Raw genomic sequence first — 19,096 nt, forward strand, 5'->3', positions numbered from 1 at the left:
CACTAGGTCAGAAACGGCGCGGCCAGTTCCGGCCGGACGCGCATCAGGCGGCCAGTGGCGCGGTCGATCAGCGCCCAGGTCGTCACGGCCTGCACCTTCACCTTGCCGTCAGCGCCGGTGAACTTCACGTGCCGGTCGAACCGTGCGCCCTGCGGCGGGTCGCTGACCCAGGTTTCGGCGGTGACCGTCTCGCCCGCCGCCACGTTGCCGCGATAATCGATCTCGTGCCGGGTCACGACCCAGATCATCGCTGCGCGCTGCTCGGGCGTCGCGACATGGTTCCAGTGCGCGACCGCGATGTCCTGTATCCACTTCACCCACACCGCATTGTTGACGTGGCCGAGTTCGTCGATGTCGGCGGCGGTCGCGGTGATCGGATAGGAGAAGGTCATTCCGCGATCGTCCAGATCGTCGCGGATTCGGGCGCGCGGCTCAGCTTGGCGGCACGCGCGGCGACCTCGCCCCGCTCACCCTCCTCATAGAAGCTCCGCGTATCCGGCACCTTGCGCAGCCGCTCGCGAAAGGTCGGGCGCCAGCAATCGACGATCGTCAGCTTCGGCTTGGTCGAGGATAGGTTGGCGCTGAGGCCGTGGCGCCACTCCTCGCGGATCGTGCGCAGCGCGAACATCTCCGACCCCGGCTGTTCGGGCTGGTCCACCGTCATCGTCGCGAAGAACCCGACCGCGCCCTTCGCCGTCAGGATCCCGGAGCCTTCGATCAGCACGCGGAACAGCAATTACGCCTCGACGCCCAGTTGCCACAGTACGAAGGCATGTTCCTCGGCGCCCTCGTACAGGCTGTCGAACCGCCCCGATTTGCCGCCATGCCCAGCGCCCATGTTGGTCTTGAGCAGCAGGACGTTGTCGTCGGTCTTCGTCGCGCGCAGCTTCGCGGCCCATTTCGCCGGTTCCCAATAGGTAACGCGCGGATCGTTGAGCCCGCCCGAGATGAACATCGGCGGATAGGCCTGCGCGGTGACGTTGTCGTAAGGGCTGTAGGAGCGGATCAGTTCGAACGCCGCTTTGTCCTCGATCGGGTTGCCCCATTCGGGCCATTCGCCGGGCGTCAGCGGCAGACTCTCGTCGAGCATCGTGTTGAGCACATCGACGAACGGCACGTCGGCGATCACCGCGCCCCACAATTCAGGGTCCGAATTGACCACCGCGCCCATCAACTCGCCGCCCGCCGAACGGCCCGCGATCGCGATCTTTCCGGCGCTGGTCCAGCCATCCGCGACCAGCGCCTTCGCCACGTCGACGAAATCGTTGAACGTATTCTCGCGCTTTTCGAGCTTGCCGTCGTGATACCATTGCTGGCCCAGATCGTCGCCGCCGCGGATGTGTGCGATAGCATAGGCGAAACCGCGGTCGAGCAGGCTCAGCCGCCCGGTCGAGAAACCCGGTGGGATCGCATAACAGTACGCGCCATAGGCGTAGAGGAAGAGCGGGCGGCTGCCATCGCGCGGGAAGCCAGCCGGGTAGACGATCGACACCGGCACCTCGGTCCCGTCGCGCGCTTTGATCTTGAGCCGCTCGGTCGCGTATTTGCCCGCCTCGTACCCGCTCGGGATTTCCTGCACCTTGAGCACGGTCATCTCGCCGGTCGCGACGTCGTAGTCGTACACCGTCCCCGGCGTGACCATCGATTCATAGCCGAGCCGCAGCACCTGCTGGTCGTATTCGGGATTGTCGCCGAGGCCAGCGGCATAACTCGCTTCGGGAAACACGATCCGCTGCGGCGCGATCGTCGGATCGTAGCGATATATATCGATCTGATCGAGCCCGTCCTCGCGCCCCTCGACGACGAAATAGTCGCGGTAGCATTCGATCCCGGTCATGTAGAAATGGGTCGATGGCGCGATCAGCTCGGCCCACGTGCCGGGGTCGGAAATCGGCGCGGTGACCAGGCGCCACATCGGATCGGTGTCGTTGGTGTGGATGTACAGCGTATCGCCATGCGTCTCGACATCGTATTCGCGGCCGGTCTTGCGCGGCGCGATCATCAGCGGCTTGGCGAGCGGATCGGTCGCGGGGAGCAGATAGACTTCGCTGGTGACGTGATCGCCGGTGCCGATCACGATCCATCGCCGGTCGCTGGTCTCGCTGACCGCGACGCGGAAACCTTCATCGGCTTCCTTGAACAACTCGATATCGCTGTCGATCGGGGTGCCCAGCCGGTGCAGCCGGGCATTGTCGGTCCGCCATTGTTCGTTGGCGAGCCCATAGAGGAACGCGCTGTCGTCGGCGGTCCACACGATCTCCGACAGCATGCCGGGGATCGTGTCGGGCAGATGCTCGCCGGTCGCGAGGTTCTTGACGCGGATGGTGAAGCGTTCCGATCCGTTGTCGTCGATCGCATAGGCGAGCAGCGTGCCGTCGTTCGACACCGAGAACGCGCCGAGCCGGAAATATTCCTTGCCCTCGGCCAGCGCCGGCTCGTCGAGCAGCAATTCGTCGGGTCCGCCCGCGACGGGCTTGCGCCACCATTTGCGATACTGCCCGCCGGTTTCGAACGCGGTCCAGTACAGCCAGTCGCCGTCCTTTTGCGGCACCGAGGATTCGTCCTCCTTGATGCGGCCCTTCATCTCCTCGTACAGCCGATCGGTCAGCGCCTTGTGCGGCGCCATCATCGCGTCGAAATAGGCGTTCTCCTCCGCGAGATAGGCGAGCACGTCCTTGTCGGTGACCGTCGGATAGTTCGGGTCCTTCAGCCACGCCCAGGGATCGCTGATCGTCACGCCGTGCGTGGTGAAGTTGTGCGGGCGCGTCGCGGCGATGGGGGGCGTAAGGTCGGTCATTGCGGTTCCCTAGCCTTGTCGTCATCCCCGCGAAAGCGGGGACCCATCTCGCGGACGCGCTTCTTGAAAGCCGACGTGGGAGATGGGTTCCCGCTTTCGCGGGAATGACGGTAGAGGACAGGCATGCTCACCCCCCGCCATCCGCGCCTGACCTTGCTTGCGACGATCCTGGCGTCGAGCCTGGCGTTCATCGACGGGTCGGTGGTCAACGTCGCGCTGCCCGCGATCGGGCGCGACCTGCAGGCGAGCGCGGCGGACTTGCAATGGACGATCAACGCCTACCTGCTGCCTTTGTCCGCGCTGTTGCTGCTCGGCGGGGCGGCGGGGGATCATTTCGGGCGGCGGCGGATGCTGGTCGGCGGGATCGTGCTGTTCGCGGCGGCGTCGCTGGCGTGCGCTGCGGCGCCGGGCCTCGAACTGCTGCTCGCTGCGCGGGTGGTTCAAGGGATCGGCGCGGCGATGCTGATGCCCAACAGCCTGTCGATCCTGAGCCATGCTTTCTCGGGCGAAGATAAGGGCCGCGCGGTCGGTACGTGGGCGGCGGTCGGCGCGATCGCCAGCGCGTTCGGTCCGCCGCTCGGCGGCTGGCTAGTCGATGCGGTCGGGTGGCGCGCGATCTTCTACATCAACCTGCCGGTCGCGGCGCTGGCGATCGGGCTCGCGCTCAAGGGCGTCGAGGAAAGCGGCGAGGGCAAGCAACCACTCGACTGGATCGGCGCCGCATTCGCGACGATCGCGCTCGGCGCGCTGACCTGGGCGTTGACCTTGTGGTCGAGCGAGCGGGTGATGACGCCAGAAGCGTGGATCGCGCTGACTGCGGGGATCGTGACGCTCGCGCTGTTCGTCCTGGTCGAGCGTCGCCGCGGCGACCGCGCGATGATGCCGCTCGCGCTGTTCGGCACGCGCGCGTTCGTCGGGCTGACCGGCTATACTTTCCTGCTCTACGGCGCGCTCGGCGGGCTGATCGTGCTGTTGCCTTATGTGCTGATCACCGGTGGTTACTCGCCGGTCCAAGCAGGGTTCGCGCTGCTGCCGTTCTCGTTCGGGATCGGTCTCGGCTCGCGCGCGATGGGCAAGCTGACCGAACGGATCGGGCCGCGCTGGCCGCTGACGATCGGGCCATTGGTGGTCGCGGGCGGCTTCGCGCTGATGCTCCGGGTCGATCCGCAAGCGAGTTACTGGACCAGCGTGCTGCCGGGGATCGCCGCGATCGCGCTCGGCATGGCGATGGCGGTCGCGCCGCTGACCACCGCGGTACTGTCCTCGGTCGACGACGATCACACCGGCACCGCCTCCGGCTTCAACAGCGCGATCGCGCGGACCGGCGGGCTGATCGCGACCGCCGGATCGGGCGCGGTGATCGCCGCGAGCGGCCCGGCGTTGATCGGCGCGTTCCACGGCGCGGCGCTGGTCGGCGCGGCGCTGGCCGCCGGTGCGGCATCGTCGGCATTCCTCAGCCTCGGCGATTGAACTATTTTCCTACAGCGCCGCTTTCTGCCAAGGACGGATGACGTCGTTCGACGTGCTGCGCTCCGCCGATCCGGCGAGGCGCGGTTAGTGTAACCCTGGTGTCAACTTAAGCCTTTCGGGAATGCCTTGATGTCCTCCTATTCCGACCGCCTCACGGCTTTACGCGAACAGCTCAAGCGCGACCGCCTCGACGGCTTTGTCGTCCCGCTGACCGACGAGCATATGTCCGAATATGTTGGCGCCTACGCCCAGCGTCTGGCCTGGCTGACCGGATTTCAGGGATCGGCGGGGACTGCTGTCGTACTGCCCGCCGAAGCCGCGATGTTCACCGATGGGCGCTATACGTTGCAGGTCCGCGAGCAGGTCGATGGTGGGACGTGGCAGTTCGTCGAGGTGCCCGCGACCAGCGTCGCCGACTGGCTCGGCGGACACGCGCCGCAGGGCGGGCGGATCGGGTACGATCCCTGGCTGCACACGTCGGAATGGGTGAAGGCGGCCGAAAAGGCGCTGGCGGCGAAGGGCGCGACGTTGGTCGCGGTCGACACCAACCCGGTCGATGCGATCTGGCCCGATCGGCCGGCGCCGTCGGATGCGCGGTTGGTGGTTCAGCCGGACAGTCTGGCCGGCAAATCCTCCGCCGAAAAACGCGCCGAGATCGCTGACTGGCTGACCGAGCAGAAGGCTGACGCGGTCGTGCTGTCGGCGCTCGATTCGATCGCCTGGGCGCTCAACGTGCGTGGCGCGGACGTCGAGCGCACGCCGGTCGCCTTGGCCTATGCGATCGCCGATGCCGACGGGACGCTCGATCTGTTCGTCGCGCCGGAGAAGATGAGCGACGAGGTCGCCGCGCATCTCGGCAATGCGGTGCGCATTCACGATCGCACCGATTTCGCGCCCGCGCTGAGCAAGTACGCCGGCAAGCGCGTCGCCGCCGATCCCGAGCGTGCGGTGGCTGCGATCTTCGACGGGCTGAAGGCGGGCGGCGCGACGGTGCTTGCACTGCGCGATCCGGTCGTGCTGGCTAAGGCGATCAAGAACCCCGCCGAAGCCGCCGGTCACCGTGCCGCGAGCGTGCGCGACGGCGCGGCGCTGACGCGGTTCCTCAAATGGTGCGAGGAGACGTTCCCGAACGGTACCGAAACCGAATTGACGGCCGCCGCGAAGCTGCAGGAACTGCGCGAAGCGACGGGGCTGCTCAAGGATCTGAGCTTCGACACGATATCCGCGACCGGCCCGCACGGCGCCATACCGCACTATCGCGTCACCGAAGAATCGAGCCTGCCGATCAAGCCGGGCGAACTCTATCTGGTCGATTCGGGCGGGCAATATGCCGACGGCACCACCGACGTGACGCGCGTCGTGCCGGTCGGCGAGCCGACGGCGGAGATGCGCGATCGCTTCACCCGCGTGTTGCAGGGGCATATAGCGCTCGCGACCGCTGTGTTTCCGGAAGGGACCAACGGTGGCCAGCTCGACAGCTTCGCGCGGCGGCCGCTCTGGGAAGCCGGCCTCGATTTCGCGCACGGCACCGGGCACGGCGTCGGCAGCTATCTCGCGGTGCACGAAGGACCGCAGCGGATCGCCAAGCCCAACTATCCCGGCGGTGGCCCCGCCGAGCCGTTGCGCCCCGGCATGATCATTTCGAACGAGCCGGGTTACTACAAGGCCGGCGATTACGGTATCCGCATCGAGAACCTGATTCTGGTCGAGCGCCGCGACGTCCCCGGCGCCGAACAGCCGATGATGGGGTTCGAAACGCTGACCTACGCTCCGATCGAACGCCGCCTGATCGAACCGGCGCTGCTCAGCCAGGCCGAGCGCGCGTGGCTCGATGCGTATCATGGCCGCGTGCTCGACGTGCTCGGTCCGCAGCTCAATGCCGAGGAGCGGACCTGGCTCCTCGCGAAATGCGCGACGATCGGGGGGTAAATTCGTCGCGCCGGCGGAGGCCGGGGCCGGAAGCAGTCTTTCGTAACGCGGCGGCCCCGGCCTCCGCCGGGGCGACGGCTAAGGCCTAGTCACCGCATTCACCGCGTCCGCCGCTCTCAGCGCGGTCATCAGCTTCTCCAGATGCGCGACGTCGCGCACTTCCAGGTCAACCTGATTGGTATGAAACCCGGTGTCGCTCGAATCGAAGCGGATGTTGATGATGTTGGCGCGGTGCTGGCCGATGATGGTCGACACGGTGCCGAGCGCGCCGGGCTCGTTCTTCAGCGTCACTTCGATCTGCGCCATCCCGCCTTCGGCCTTGTCGCCCCAGGCGAGGTCGACCCAGTCGGCGTCGTCCGACTTGGCAAGCACCGGGCAGTCGATGCGGTGGACTGCGATTTCCTCGTCGGGACGGCGCAGGCCGACGATGCGGTCGCCGGGGACGGGGTGGCAGCACGTGTCGAGCTTGTAGCCGACGCCGGCGGTCAGCCCGGTGATCGACACCGCCGATTGCTGGGGCAGCGCGCGGCCGGCGTCGGTGCCGGCCGATCCGGGCATCAGCGCTTCCATCAGCTCGGCGTCGGTGATGCGTCGGCGCGCCACCGCCTCCAGCAACGCATCTTCATCGGCAAGTTTGAGTTTCTTGAGCGCGGTCTTCACGGCGTCGACGCTGAGCGGCGCGGGCAGGCGCTGAACGATCTCGTCGTAGAGCTTTCGGCCCAGCGTCAGCGTTTCCTTGCGCTCGGTCAGCCGCAGCTTGCGCCGGATCGCGGCGCGCGCCTTGCCGGTGATAGCGAAGTTGAGCCAGTTGGGCTGCGGCGCTTGCGCTTTCGACCGCAGGATCTGCACCTGGTCGCCATTCTCGATGATCGTGCGCAGCGGCACGTGGCGGCCGTTGATCTTGGCACCCACCGCCTGGTCGCCGAGATCGGTATGGACGGCATAGGCAAAGTCGATCGGCGTCGCGCCCTTGGGCAGCTGATGCAGTTCGCCCTTAGGCGTGAAGGCGAAGATGCGATCCTGGTACATCGCCATCTTGGTGTGTTCGAGCAGTTCCTCGGCGCTCTCGGCGGTCTCGAGGATTTCGACCAGGTCGCTGATCCAGCTGTGCTGCGTGTCGGCGCGCACCTTGCCGGACTTGTACGCCCAGTGCGCGGCGAGACCGTATTCGGCCTCCGCGTGCATTTCTTCTGTGCGGATCTGGATTTCGACGCGGGTGTCGCCGGCATGCATTACCGACGTGTGAAGCGAACGATAGCCGTTGCGTTTCGGCGTCGAGATGTAGTCCTTGAATCGCCCCGGCACCATCGGCCAGCGGCGGTGGATGATGCCGAGCGCGCGGTAGCAATCCTCCTCGGTCGGCACCGTCACGCGGAACGCCATGATGTCCGAGAGTTGCTCGAAGCTGATGTGCCGCTCCTGCATCTTCTTCCAGATGCTGTACGGGTGCTTCTCGCGGCCGGTAATGTCGGCATCGACGCCCGCGCGCGACAGCAATAGCTTCAGGCCGGAACCGATCTTCGCGATGCGATCGCCGCCGCCTTCCTTGAGCTGATCGAGCCGCTTGCTGATCGACGCGAACGCTTCGGGCTCGATCTGCGCGAAGGCGAGGCTCTGCATCTCCTTCATGAACTCGTACATACCGATCCGCTCGGCGAGTGGCGCGTAGATATCCATCGTCTCGCGCGCGATCCGCTTGCGTTTCTCGGGCTTTTCGATGTGGTGGAGCGTGCGCATGTTGTGCAGCCGGTCGGCCAGCTTGACCAGCAGCACGCGGATGTCGTCGGACATCGCGAGCAGGAACTTGCGCAGGTTCTCCGCGGCGCGCTCGGTGTCGCTTTGCGCCTCGATCTTCGACAGCTTCGTGACGCCGTCGACCATCCGCGCGACATTGTCGCCGAACATCTTCTGGATCTGGTCGGGGGTGGCGACCGTATCCTCGATCGTATCGTGCAGGATCGCGGTCGCGATCGTTTCGTCGTCGAGGTGGAGGTCGGTCAGGATGCCCGCAACCTCGATCGGATGGCTGAAATACGGGTCGCCCGACGCGCGCTTCTGGCTGCCATGTGCCTGCAGCGAAAAGACATAAGCGCGGTTGAGCAACGCTTCGTCAGCGTCGGGATCGTAGCCCAGGACCCGATCGACCAGCTCGTATTGGCGCAGCATCTATGACCTAAGATGCCGGGATCGCGCTGCTTTGCAACAAAAATGCTGAGCGCAGAAACGACGCCGGCCCGCTCCTCGGTCGAGGAACGGGCCAGCGGCGAAAAAGGGCCGCTTGCATGGGAGTGCAAGCGGCCCCGAGGGGATGGGTCTCAGTTCGCCTTGGCGTTGCACTTCGCCAGGTCGTCGGCGGCGAGCGCCTGACCACCGGCGGTGAACGACGACAGCTTGCCGACGCGCTGGGCGACGAGCTGGCACAACACCATGTCACGTTCCGGCGCCTTGGCGGCCGTGAACGCGCCGTCGCGGAACTTCCACATCGTGTCGCGGGTGATGATGCTGGTCTTGGCCGGCGCCTCGACAGGGGTGGCGGCGTAGAAGCCGGAACCCTGGGGCTGCGCGAGAGCGACGGTCGAACCGAGCACGGTGGTGACGGCAACGGCGCCGATGAAAGCGAGAATGCGGGACATGTTTTCCTCCTTCGTCCTTGCAACGCACAATAGGTTGCGAATCACCACCTAGTGTATTAGGTAGCGAGTTGCAACTAAAAACTTACATGGCATTTTCATGTCAGTTGAAATGCGATACGCTGGGTCGAGTAGAGAGGAATTCTGATGGGCATGGGCGGACACCTGAGGGAACCGCTGCGCGATCTGGTCGAATGCAGCCTGCCGGCCGCGCTCGAGGCGATGGGCGAGCGTTGGTCGTTCATGATCCTGCGCGCGTCGTTCAACGGCCTGCACCATTTCGAGGAGTTCCAGTCGGAACTCGGTATCGCGCGCAACATCCTCGCCAACCGTCTCGCACGCCTTGTCGAACACGGCATCCTGACTCGCGAGGCGCTGCCTGAGGATCGCCGCAAGATTCAGTATCTCCTGACCGACAAGGGCTTCGCGCTGCTGCCGACGATGGTGGCGCTGCGCCAATGGGGCGAACGCTGGGAGACCGGCATGCCCGCGACGCCGGTGTTGGTCGACGCCCGCGACATGCGGCGAATCCAGCCGGTCCAAGTGCTCTCCCACGACGGCCGTGCGCTCGGCAAAGGCGACCTGCATTGGGCGCTGCCCGAAGACGTGATCGGCGAAAACGAGCCGCTGCAACAGGCGGCCGAGTGATCTAGCCGGGCAAATTCGCGATAAATTGCCGCACTGCGTCATCGATCGGCGCGGGTTTTCCGGTCGGCAAATGGACGTTCACGATCACCATATCGACCGCGCAGTGGAGTTCGCCGGTCGCTTCGTTCACCATCTCGTAGCGCTGCGTCATGCTGCTGTTGCCGACGCGGTCGATGCGCACCCAGATGCGGATCGTGTCGCCCCAGACGAACGGCTTGAGATAATCGACCTCGGCGCGGCGGACGTGGAATTCGGTATCGGTCCAAACACTGCCGAGTGCGTCGGCGATCGCGGTCCATTCCCAGAATTCGGTCGCCGCGACGTCGGTATATTCGAGGTAGCGCGAGTTGAAGACGACCTTCTGCCCGTCGATTTCGGCGTAACGGACCTTGAACGCGGTCGAAAAGGCGAAGCCGTCACGGACCATCAGAACAGCAACTTGATGCCCACGAGGAGCAATACGGTTGCCAGGATCGGGCTGAGGAAGCGGTCCGACACGCGCGACGAGATCAGGCTGCCGGCGATGATCCCCGGAATCGATCCGCACAGCAAGGATACCAGCAGCGCGCCGTCGACCGATCCCAGCAGCCAATGCCCCGTCCCGGCGAGCAAGGTCAGCGGCACGGCGTGCGCGATGTCCGACCCCACCAGCTTGTTCACCGGCAGGTCGGGATAGAGAATCAACAATGCGGTCATCCCCAGCGCGCCTGCCCCGACCGAGGTCAGCGACACCAGCGCGCCGAGCACCGCACCGAGCAGGATGGTCAGGATCACCGGATGCTCGCGCCCGACATTATCGACCCTTGGCGTCAGGTAGGCGACGATCCGCGATCGGAACAGCGCCGCGATCGCCGACAGGATCAGCACTACGCCCAGCACGACCGAAATCGCATAACCGGTATGAGCTTTGCTCGACGCGCCAATTGCGAACAACGTTACAATTGTCGCCGGCACGCTGCCCATCGCCAACCGTGCGACCACCTTCCAACTGACCGTCCCGCGCCAGCCATGCACGGTGGTGCCGACCGCCTTGGTCGCCGATGCGTAGAGCAGGTCGGTGCCGACCGCGGTCGCCGGCGCCACGCCGAACACCAGCACCAGCAGCGGCGTCATCAATGATCCACCGCCGACGCCGGTCAGCCCGACGACCAGACCGACCAGCACGCCGGCCAGCGAATAATGCCAGTCGATCATCGCTATCGTGCTCCGGCGAAGGCCGGAGCGGCGGCCGTCGCGCGGCCAGACTGCCAGCGTTCCGGCCTTCGCCGGAACACACTGCTCTGTTTGTCAGCGGTCACGCGACTGTGGCTCAGCCCGCCGACGCGCCGGGAGTGTTGACCCCCATCGATTGCAGATAGCGCTTCACGTTGCGCGCCGCCTGGCGCAGCCGTTGCTCGTTTTCGACCATCGCTATGCGCACGAAGCCCTCGCCGTTTTCGCCATAGCCCACCCCTGGGGCAACCGCGACGTGAGCGTGAGTCAGCAATTGTTTGGAGAACTCAAGGCTGCCTAGGTGCGAGAGTGCCGGTGGCAACGGCGCCCAGGCGAACATCGACGCGCGGGGGCTGGGGATGTCCCACCCGGCGCGGCCGAAGCTTTCGACCAGCACGTCGCGGCGCTTGTGGTAGAGCAAGCGGTTCTTCTCGACGATATCCTGCGGGCCGTTGAGCGCGGCGCAGGCCGCCGCCTGGATCGGCGTGAAGGCGCCATAATCGAGATACGACTTCACCCGCGTCATCGCGGCGATCAACTGCTTGTTGCCGACCGCAAACCCGATCCGCCAGCCGGCCATCGAATAGGTCTTGGACAGCGACGTGAACTCGACCGCGACGTCCTTCGCGCCTTTGACCTGCAGGATCGAGACGGTCGGGTTGCCGTCGTAATAGAGCTCCGAATAAGCGAGGTCGGAGATGATCCAGACCTTGTTCTCGCGCGCCCAAGCGACGAGGCGCTCGTAAAGGCGAGATCCACCGTCTCGGCGGTGGGGTTCGATGGGTAGTTGACCACCAGCACGCTGGGCCGTGGCACGGTATAGGCGATCGCGCGCTCCAGGCTTTCGAAATAATGCTCGTCGGGTGTGGTCGGCACCGCACGGATCGTGGCGCCGGCGATGATGAAGCCGAACGTGTGGATCGGGTAGCTCGGATTAGGGGCGAGCACCACATCGCCCGGCGCGGTGATCGCGGTGGCGAGGCTGGCGAGCCCCTCCTTCGATCCCATCGTAACGACGACTTCGGTTTCGGGATCGACCTCGACCCCGAAGCGGCGACCGTAATAGTTTGCCTGCGCGCGTCGGAGGCCGGGAATGCCCTTCGACTGCGAGTAACCGTGGGCGTCGGGCTTCTGCGCGACTTCGACCAGTTTCTCGATGACATGTGGCGGCGGGGGCAGGTCGGGATTGCCCATGCCGAGGTCGATGATGTCTTCGCCGCCTGCGCGCGCCGCAGCCCGCATGCCGTTGACCTCGGCGATGATGTAGGGCGGCAAGCGCTTGATGCGGTAGAAATCGTCGGACATGTCGGTGCTTCTGCACCGCGACGCGCGTCGGCGAAAGTCCAAACCGTCCGACGTGAAATTATCGTGCGCCGACCGAGGCGTGCAAATGTCACACGGATATTCTAGGACTCCGTCATGGCCGACGATCCCACCCAGCCCGATCCCACCGCCACCCCCGCCGCGGGCGTCCGCGCGGTGCTCGATGCTTGGGGGCAAGTGCTGGCGCCGGTCGCCGCCGCCGGTCGCGACGCGGTCGATCCCAAGGACCGGCGTTTTGCGGGGCCGGAGTGGGAGCACCCCGTCTTCGACCTGATGCGCCAGGGCTATACGGTGATGGCCGACGCGATGATGAAGTCGGTCGATCAGGCGCCGGGGCTCGACGATGCGGCGCGCGACCGGGCGCGGTTCGCGATGCGGACATTGGTCGAGGCGATGAGCCCGGCCAATTCGCCCTTCACCAACCCCAAAGCGCTCAACAAGGCGCTCGACACCGGCGGCGCGAGCCTGGCTGAGGGGTTCGCCAAGATGCTCGCCGATTTCCAGCGCGGCCAGCTGACGCATACCGACACGCAGGCCTTCGAGGTCGGCCGCAACATCGCGACGACGCCGGGCAAGGTCGTCCACGAAACGCCGCTCTACCAGTTGATCCAGTACAGCCCGACGACCGACGAGGTGGCGACGACCCCGCTCGTCATCTTCCCGCCCTGGATCAACCGCTTCTACATCCTCGATCTCTCGCCCGAGAAGAGCTTCATCCGCTGGGCGGTGGAGCAAGGGCTGACCGTGTTCATGGTCAGCTGGAAATCGGCCGATGCGTCGATGAAGGACGTGGTGTGGGACGATTACATCGCCGCGCAGATCGACGCGATCGACACGATCCGCGACGCGCTGGACGTCAAGTCGGTGCACACGATCGGTTATTGCGTCGCGGGCACCACCCTCGCCGCGGCGCTCGCGGTGCTGGCGGCGAAGGGTGAGGCCAAGAAGGTCAAGAGCGCCACGTTCTTCACGGCGCAGATCGATTTCTCCGAAGCGGGCGAGTTGCTCAACTTCATCGACGATTCGTACCTGCAACTGATCGAAACGCTGTCCGGCGACGGCTATCTCGACGGGCGCTACCTTGCCGCGACGTTCAACCTGCTGCGCGGCAAGGATTTGATCTGGTCGCCGGTGGTCAACCACTACCTGATGGGCGACAAGCATCCGTCGTTCGACCTGCTCCACTGGAACGGCGACACGACCAACCTGCCCGCCAAGTGGCACAAGGCGTATCTGACCGACCTGTATCGCGACAACAAGCTGGCGCAGGGTCTGGTCGAGGCGCTGGGCGAGACGATCGACCTGTCGAAGGTCGAGACGCCGAGCTACATCCAGGCGGGCCGCGAGGATCATATCGCGCCGGCCGAGAGCGTGTGGAAGGTGACGCACCATTTCGTCGGGCCGCTCAAGTTCGTGCTGGCCGGGTCGGGACATATCGCCGGCGTCGTGAACCCGCCCGCCGCAGGTAAATATCAGTATTGGACCGGCGATTCCGACGCAAAGTCGCTCGCCGATTTCGTCAGCGGCGCGACCGAGCACAAGGGCAGCTGGTGGCCCGACTGGATCGAATGGATCCGCGATCTGGGCGCGAAACAAGTTCCCGCGCGTGTGCCGGGCGAGGGTAAGCTCGCCGCGATCGAGGATGCGCCGGGCCGCTATGTGAAGGCGCGCTAATCGACGGCCGAGTGTTCGATTCCGGACGATGCCTGTTCGATATCGAACACAGGCATGATTTCGGGTGCGTATCTAAACGTTGATTACATTCGTTTTCGATCATGGCATAGAACCTGCACCGCACACAGTGCTTGCCGGGGAGTGGACATGCACAAAGCTTTCGTAAATGCCGTGATGCTTTCGACTTTATGCTGCGGGTCGTTGCCGTCAGTCGCGATTGCGGCGCCGATGGGACAAGCGGTGCCGCCGGCACCGGCATCGGCGGCGGCGGTGCCGACATTGACCGCCGAACAATGGCGCGCCGATCTGCGGTTCATGGCCGCCGAATTGGAACGGCGGCACGCGAATGTCTTTCATGCCGTCTCGCGACAGGCGTTCACAGCGGCGGTGGCCGATCTGGATGCCCGCATCCCCAGCTTGCAGCGCAATGAGATCATCGTCGGGATGATGCGGATCGCGGCGATGGTCGGCGACGGACATACCCGCGTCGATCCGCGCAAGGATCGCAAGATGGCGTTCCCCCTCGCTGCCGCTCAAACTCTATCTGTTTGACGACGGGCTATTCGTCCGCGCCGCCACCCCGGCGCAAGCGGCGCTGATCGGCGCCGAGGTCGAAGCGATCGGCGGCGTGCCGGTAGACGAAGCGATCCGCCGCGCGTCCGAACTCGTTTCGCGCGACAATGCCATGGGGCCAAAGCTGATGGCGCCGTTATATCTCGGCATGCCGGACATCCTGCAGGCGTTAAAGCTGTCGGATCGCCGCGATGCGGCGACGCTGACGCTGCGGAAGGGGAATCGCAAGTGGACGGTCACCGTCGCCGCCGGGGCGGTCGATCCCCCCTGGCCGGCGGACACCGACATCTCGCTCGTCACGCCCGAGGGCTGGGTCGATGCCCGCACCGGCCCGCAGCCAATCTGGCTCCAGGCGCCGCTCGAGCTCCACCGCATGGTCGCGCTGCCGCAGAGCAATAGTCTCTACATCCAACTCAACCGGGTGGGCGATCTCGACGGGGAAAGTCTCGACCAGTTCGGCGCCAAGGTTCTCGCCCAGGCGCGCGCGCAGAAACCCCGCGCCGTCATTCTCGATCTGCGACTGAATCAGGGTGGCAACGGCGATCTCAGGAACGGGCTCGTCCGCGACCTGATCAAGATCGAGAACGACGATACGCACCTGTTCGTCTTGACCGCGCGCGGCACGTTTTCCGCCAGCCAATTCATCCTCGACGACCTCGATCGCCTGAGCGGCGCGGTCTTCATCGGCGAGCCGGCGAGTTCGAAGCCGAATTCCTATGGCGACGCATTCAGGGCGACGCTGCCGAACAGCGGCATCAACGTGCGATCGTCGATCTTCTGGTGGCAGACCGGACAGGGTAACGACCCGTGGACGTGGGTGGATGTAGCGGCACCGCTCACATTCGCCGATTACGCGGCAGGCCGCGACCCGGCACTGGCGACTGCTGTCGGCTATCAGCCGCGGGCATCGTTGCTGGCGCTGATCCGCAAGGCGGTCGAGACAGGGGGCGCCGGGCAGGTCCGCGGCGTCATGGAAACGTACCGCAACGACCCGGCGAACCGATACGCCAACATCGTGCAGGCCATTTGGGACGCCGCCGAGGCCATCGACGCGGACAAACGGACCGACCTGGCGTTCGAAGTGTCCGAACAGGGCGTGCGGCTGTTTCCGGCTAGTGCCGATACCTGGTATCTCCACGCGCTACTCGCCGAGGAGCTTGGACGGAAGGAGGCGGCCGCCACGGCGGCGAAACGCGTCCTGTCGATCGACCCGAGCAATCGCAATGCGGTATCGTTGCTGGAGCGCGTCCAGGCTCCCTCGTAACGGCGGCGGCGACGTGTGGATTGCAATTATGTTGCAGTGCACAAAAAACGCTTGACTATCGCGTCCCGATGACTATTTGTGCACTGCAGCAATGACGTTGCGGAGCACGATGATGGCGAGCAAGACCCCCGTTTCGAAGACCCCGGCGCGCAAGCCCGCGGCCAAGAAGCCGGCCGTCGTGAAGGCGTCGCCGGTCGAGACCGCTCCCGTCGTCGTCGCCGAAGCGCCTGCCGCAGAGCAGCCGGTGTGGCCGGTCGTCGAGACCCCCGCCGCGAAAGCAGTTGTGACCGCAGTAACCGAAACCATTCCCGCCGCCGTCGCCGAAGCCGCGCCGGCCATCAAAAAGGAAGTGACCAAGATGACCGACACGATCAAGGACGCGGCCGAAAAGGGCCAGGCCTATTTCACCGACTTCACCGCCAAGGCGAAGGACGCAGCGGCCAAGGGCCAGAAGGCGTTCGAAGACATGAACGAATTCAACAAGGGCAACGTCGAAGCGCTCGTCGAATCCGGCAAGATCGCCGCGACCGGCCTGCAGACGCTTGGCCAGGGCTATGCCGACTATGCGCGTAGGCAGTTCGAAGGCACCACCGCGGCGTTCAAGAGCTTCGCCGGCGTGAAGTCGCCGACCGAATTCTTCAAGCTGCACTCGGACTTCGTCCGCAGTCAGTTCGATTCGATGGTCGCCGAGACCTCGAAGAACACCGAAGCCTTCATCAAGCTGGCCGGCGACGTCGCCAAGCCGATCTCGAACCGCGTCGCGGTTGCCGCCGAGAAGCTGAAGGTCGCCGCGTAAGCGATACCTTCGCCGCAAGGCTGAGAAATCGGGGCGGCCGCCGGGCAACCGGCGGCCGCCCTTTTTCGTGCCCTCAACAAAAAACAATCGTCGTTGACGGTTCCAACCCGTGTGCTAATCACTTAACACAGCTTGACGAGGACGAGCTTCCGACTACAGATGTAGTCACAAACGCGTGGTCACGCGCGTGGGGAGGGTTCGTTGATGTCGCGTCGGGTTGTTTTCGGATTGCGTACAGCATTGCTCGCAGGGGTCGCCTTGGCCAGCCCGTCGCTTGCCAGTGCGCAAGCCACCCCCACGACGTCGTCCGATCCCGCAGTCGCGCCCGCGCCCCAGCCGGTGTCGGATGCCTCCGCCAAGCGCGTTTATCTGCCTGCCGATTTCGCGCGGTTCGCGCCGCAGACCGCGTACGACATGCTGACCCAGGTGCCGGGTTTCACGATCAAGATCGCCGACGTGCTCGAGCGCGGGCTCGGCCAGGCGTCGGAGAACGTGCTGATCAACGGTGAGCGGATCGCCAACAAATCGGGCGGCGCGGTCGATGAACTGAAGAAGGTGCCTGCCGCCAACGTCCAACGGATCGAACTCGTCGACGCTGCCAGTCTGGGGATTGCCGGGCTCGCCGGCCAGGTCGCCAACGTCATCGTCACGGCGAGCGGCGGCAAGGGTCAGTTCGAATGGACCCCCGATTTCCGCGCCCATTTCGCGCGGCTCAACCCGTTCAGTGGATCGGTCAGCTATTCGGGTAAGATCGATTGGCTCGACTATACGTTATCGGCGGAGGACCAGACCGGGCGCGGCGGGTTCGGCGGCCCGGTGGTGATCACCGACAGCCTCGGCGCGTTGACCGAACGGCGATACCAGATCTTCCACGCCGAAGACGAGGTGGTCACGTTCAAAGCCAAATTCGCTTTTCGAGGCCCCGGTTCGGCCAAGGGCAATTTGACGCTGTCGGGCACGCCGTATTGGGGACGTCAGTATAACGGCGACACGCGCGATCGGGTCGACGGGGACGACCGCAGTCGAATCATCCGCAACCGGGTCAACGGCTTTCTCTACGACGTCAGCGGGGACTATGATTTCCGGCTCGGCCCCGGCCGGCTCAAGTTGATCGGCGTCCGGCACCTCGATCACGAACCGCTCTTTCAGAAGCAGATCACGACGTTCGACAGCGGAGCGCCCGCCACGGGGACGCTGTTCGGGCGCATTTCGTATATCGGCGAGACCGTGGGTCGCGCCGAATATTCGTGGAAGACCGGCAAGAACGCCTGGCAGCTGTCGTTCGAGCGCGCCTACAACTCGCTCGACCAGCGCGGTTCGTTGGCCTCGCTATCGACCGCCGGCGTGTTTGAGCCGATTCCGTTTCCCGGCGGATCGGGCAAGGTCGAGGAAACGCGGTACGAAGGTACCGCGACGTTCAGCCGCCCGCTCGGCCCCAAGCTCGATCTTCAAGTCGTGCTCGGCGCCGAATCGAGCACGCTCACGCGCGTCGACGGCAACCTCGCGCCGCGCAAATTCTTCCGGCCCAAGGGCAGCATCTCGCTCGGCTGGCGACCATCGGCGGGTTGGGATGCCAGCCTGAAGTTGCGCCGCCGTGTCGGGCAGATCAGCTTCTACGACTTCCTGTCGCAACCCAACCTCAACCAGGATCGGCAGAATGCCGGGAATCCCGACCTCGTCCCGCCGCAAAGCTGGGAGTTGGAGGGCGAAATCGGGCGCGAACTCGGTCCTTGGGGCAAGACCCGGCTGCGCGCCTATGCACACCGCATCACCGACATCATCGACATCGTCCCGATCGGCGCCAGCGACGAAGGCGTGGGCAATCTACCGCAGGCAACGCGCTACGGGATCGTCAGTACCAGCACGTTGCAGTTCGACCCGATCGGCTGGCGCGGTGCCAAGCTGGACGCGACGATCGGTACGGAGCGCACCCGCGTCCGCGATCCGCTGACCGGCGTCGAACGATCGATCAGCGGCAATCACGATGCGTGGATCGACTTCGCGTTCAGGCAGGACGTCCCGCGCAGCCGCTTCGCCTGGGGCGCAGAGGCGTCGTACGACCATTTCAACAAGTCCTATTACCCGACCCAGGTTCAACGCGCCTGGGAGGGGCCGTGGTGGATCAGCAGCTTCGTCGAGCGCAAGGGCCTGGCGGGAATGACCGTACGGCTGACGGTACTGAACTTGCTGAACGCGCGGCATCGGCTCGACCGCTTCGCCTATACCGGGTTCCGGACGACCTCGCCGCTGTCGTTCCGCGAGCAGCACAACCAATTGATCGGGCCGATCTTCGCTTTGTCGGTGCGCGGCAACTTCTAGATCGAGGGTCGCATCGACCTACGTACCCGAAAAGCGGGGTTAATGCGGCGGTCACCCCTTGCCCTTGACGGCCGCAATGCCATATTTCCGCATCCGTCATGCACGACTTTTCGACCATCAATATGGCTCTGCCGCCCGAACGGCCCGGTGACGACGAAGGCACCGGTGTCGGCGTTGCGACGCGCACGCGCACCAAGACCAAGCAGCCGACGCCATACCGCGTGCTGATGCTCAACGACGACTACACGCCGATGGAATTCGTCGTCCTGTGCCTTCAGCAATTCTTCCGCATGTCGGTGGAGGAGGCGACGCGGGTGATGTTCCACGTCCACCAGAAGGGCGTGGGCGTGTGCGGTGTGTTCACCTACGAAGTGGCGGAGACCAAGGTCAGCCAGGTGATGGACTTCGCCCGACAGAACCAGCATCCGCTGCAGTGTACTCTCGAGAAAGCGTGACCGAGG

The 19,096-nt window shown here is 65.1% G+C and carries 16 protein-coding genes and 1 pseudogene; 9 read left to right on the forward strand and 8 right to left on the reverse strand.

The genetic code is table 11. The features are described 5' to 3' along the window. Positions 1 to 2: 2 nt before the first annotated feature. Genes FPZ24_RS01345 through FPZ24_RS01355 form a run of 3 tightly spaced genes read right to left on the reverse strand, consistent with a single transcriptional unit; the run spans position 3 to position 2,797 of the window. On the reverse strand, positions 3 to 392 hold the full coding sequence (locus FPZ24_RS01345) for an acyl-CoA thioesterase (protein WP_146569367.1): 390 nt from the start codon (positions 390 to 392) through the stop codon (positions 3 to 5). Next, positions 389 to 736, reverse strand: coding sequence for a hypothetical protein (locus tag FPZ24_RS01350; protein ID WP_146569368.1), 348 nt, complete (start codon positions 734 to 736; stop codon positions 389 to 391). The genes FPZ24_RS01345 and FPZ24_RS01350 overlap by 4 nt, the downstream gene beginning before the upstream one ends. Next, positions 737 to 2,797 carry a S9 family peptidase gene (locus FPZ24_RS01355; protein WP_146569369.1) on the reverse strand — a complete coding sequence of 687 codons (2,061 nt, stop codon included), beginning with the start codon at positions 2,795 to 2,797 and terminating at the stop codon, positions 737 to 739. Positions 2,798 to 2,920: 123 nt separating this feature from the next. Here FPZ24_RS01355 and FPZ24_RS01360 point away from each other — a divergent pair, with 123 nt between their 5' ends. Together FPZ24_RS01360 and FPZ24_RS01365 are read left to right on the forward strand one after the other, a co-directional pair. Next, complete coding sequence (locus FPZ24_RS01360) at positions 2,921 to 4,267, forward strand: MFS transporter (protein WP_146569370.1); 1,347 nt, start codon at positions 2,921 to 2,923, stop codon at positions 4,265 to 4,267. Between the two features lie 129 nt (positions 4,268 to 4,396). After that, positions 4,397 to 6,196, forward strand: a complete 1,800-nt coding sequence (locus FPZ24_RS01365) for an aminopeptidase P family protein (RefSeq protein ID WP_146569371.1) — start codon at positions 4,397 to 4,399, stop codon at positions 6,194 to 6,196. A gap of 78 nt (positions 6,197 to 6,274) precedes the next feature. Here FPZ24_RS01365 and FPZ24_RS01370 read toward each other — a convergent pair whose 3' ends face one another. Beyond that, positions 6,275 to 8,362, reverse strand: coding sequence for a RelA/SpoT family protein (locus FPZ24_RS01370; RefSeq protein WP_146569372.1), 2,088 nt, complete (start codon positions 8,360 to 8,362; stop codon positions 6,275 to 6,277). Positions 8,363 to 8,511: 149 nt separating this feature from the next. Next, positions 8,512 to 8,829, reverse strand: coding sequence for a CC_3452 family protein (locus tag FPZ24_RS01375; RefSeq protein WP_146569373.1), 318 nt, complete (start codon positions 8,827 to 8,829; stop codon positions 8,512 to 8,514). A gap of 150 nt (positions 8,830 to 8,979) precedes the next feature. Here FPZ24_RS01375 and FPZ24_RS01380 point away from each other — a divergent pair, with 150 nt between their 5' ends. Further along, positions 8,980 to 9,474, forward strand: a complete 495-nt coding sequence (locus tag FPZ24_RS01380; RefSeq protein WP_146574067.1) for a winged helix-turn-helix transcriptional regulator — start codon at positions 8,980 to 8,982, stop codon at positions 9,472 to 9,474. Between the two features lies 1 nt (position 9,475). Here the strand turns inward: FPZ24_RS01380 and FPZ24_RS01385 are convergent, their stop codons facing one another. From FPZ24_RS01385 to FPZ24_RS01395, 3 genes and pseudogenes are all read right to left on the reverse strand, one after another. After that, entirely contained in the window at positions 9,476 to 9,901 is a 426-nt protein-coding gene (locus FPZ24_RS01385) for an acyl-CoA thioesterase (RefSeq protein WP_146569374.1), read from the reverse strand. Then, positions 9,901 to 10,668, reverse strand: coding sequence for a sulfite exporter TauE/SafE family protein (locus FPZ24_RS01390; RefSeq protein WP_146569375.1), 768 nt, complete (start codon positions 10,666 to 10,668; stop codon positions 9,901 to 9,903). The genes FPZ24_RS01385 and FPZ24_RS01390 overlap by 1 nt, the downstream gene beginning before the upstream one ends. A gap of 115 nt (positions 10,669 to 10,783) precedes the next feature. Next, positions 10,784 to 11,991 (reverse strand): annotated as a pseudogene (locus FPZ24_RS01395) (LL-diaminopimelate aminotransferase). A gap of 114 nt (positions 11,992 to 12,105) precedes the next feature. On the opposite strand from FPZ24_RS01395, the gene FPZ24_RS01400 reads away from it, so the two are divergent. The 6 genes from FPZ24_RS01400 (at position 12,106) to clpS (ending at position 19,090) form a co-directional block, all read left to right on the forward strand. Beyond that, a complete protein-coding gene (locus tag FPZ24_RS01400; protein WP_146569376.1) occupies positions 12,106 to 13,683 on the forward strand; it encodes a PHA/PHB synthase family protein in 1,578 nt (525 codons plus the stop codon). A 147-nt stretch (positions 13,684 to 13,830) separates the two neighbouring features. Next, positions 13,831 to 14,235, forward strand: coding sequence for a hypothetical protein (locus tag FPZ24_RS01405; protein ID WP_146569377.1), 405 nt, complete (start codon positions 13,831 to 13,833; stop codon positions 14,233 to 14,235). 76 nt (positions 14,236 to 14,311) lie between these two features. Continuing rightward, positions 14,312 to 15,520, forward strand: a complete 1,209-nt coding sequence (locus FPZ24_RS01410; protein WP_146569378.1) for a S41 family peptidase — start codon at positions 14,312 to 14,314, stop codon at positions 15,518 to 15,520. A gap of 112 nt (positions 15,521 to 15,632) precedes the next feature. Beyond that, the gene (locus FPZ24_RS01415) at positions 15,633 to 16,316 is read left to right on the forward strand and encodes a phasin family protein (RefSeq protein ID WP_146569379.1); all 684 of its coding nucleotides are present in this window, start codon (positions 15,633 to 15,635) and stop codon (positions 16,314 to 16,316) included. Positions 16,317 to 16,520: 204 nt separating this feature from the next. Then, positions 16,521 to 18,635, forward strand: coding sequence for a TonB-dependent receptor plug domain-containing protein (locus FPZ24_RS01420; RefSeq protein WP_146569380.1), 2,115 nt, complete (start codon positions 16,521 to 16,523; stop codon positions 18,633 to 18,635). Positions 18,636 to 18,733: 98 nt separating this feature from the next. Further along, positions 18,734 to 19,090 carry an ATP-dependent Clp protease adapter ClpS gene (gene clpS, locus FPZ24_RS01425; RefSeq protein ID WP_146569381.1) on the forward strand — a complete coding sequence of 119 codons (357 nt, stop codon included), beginning with the start codon at positions 18,734 to 18,736 and terminating at the stop codon, positions 19,088 to 19,090. The last annotated feature ends 6 nt before the right edge of the window (positions 19,091 to 19,096 follow it).

Source organism: Sphingomonas panacisoli (assembly GCF_007859635.1).
Classification (GTDB): domain Bacteria; phylum Pseudomonadota; class Alphaproteobacteria; order Sphingomonadales; family Sphingomonadaceae; genus Sphingomonas; species Sphingomonas panacisoli.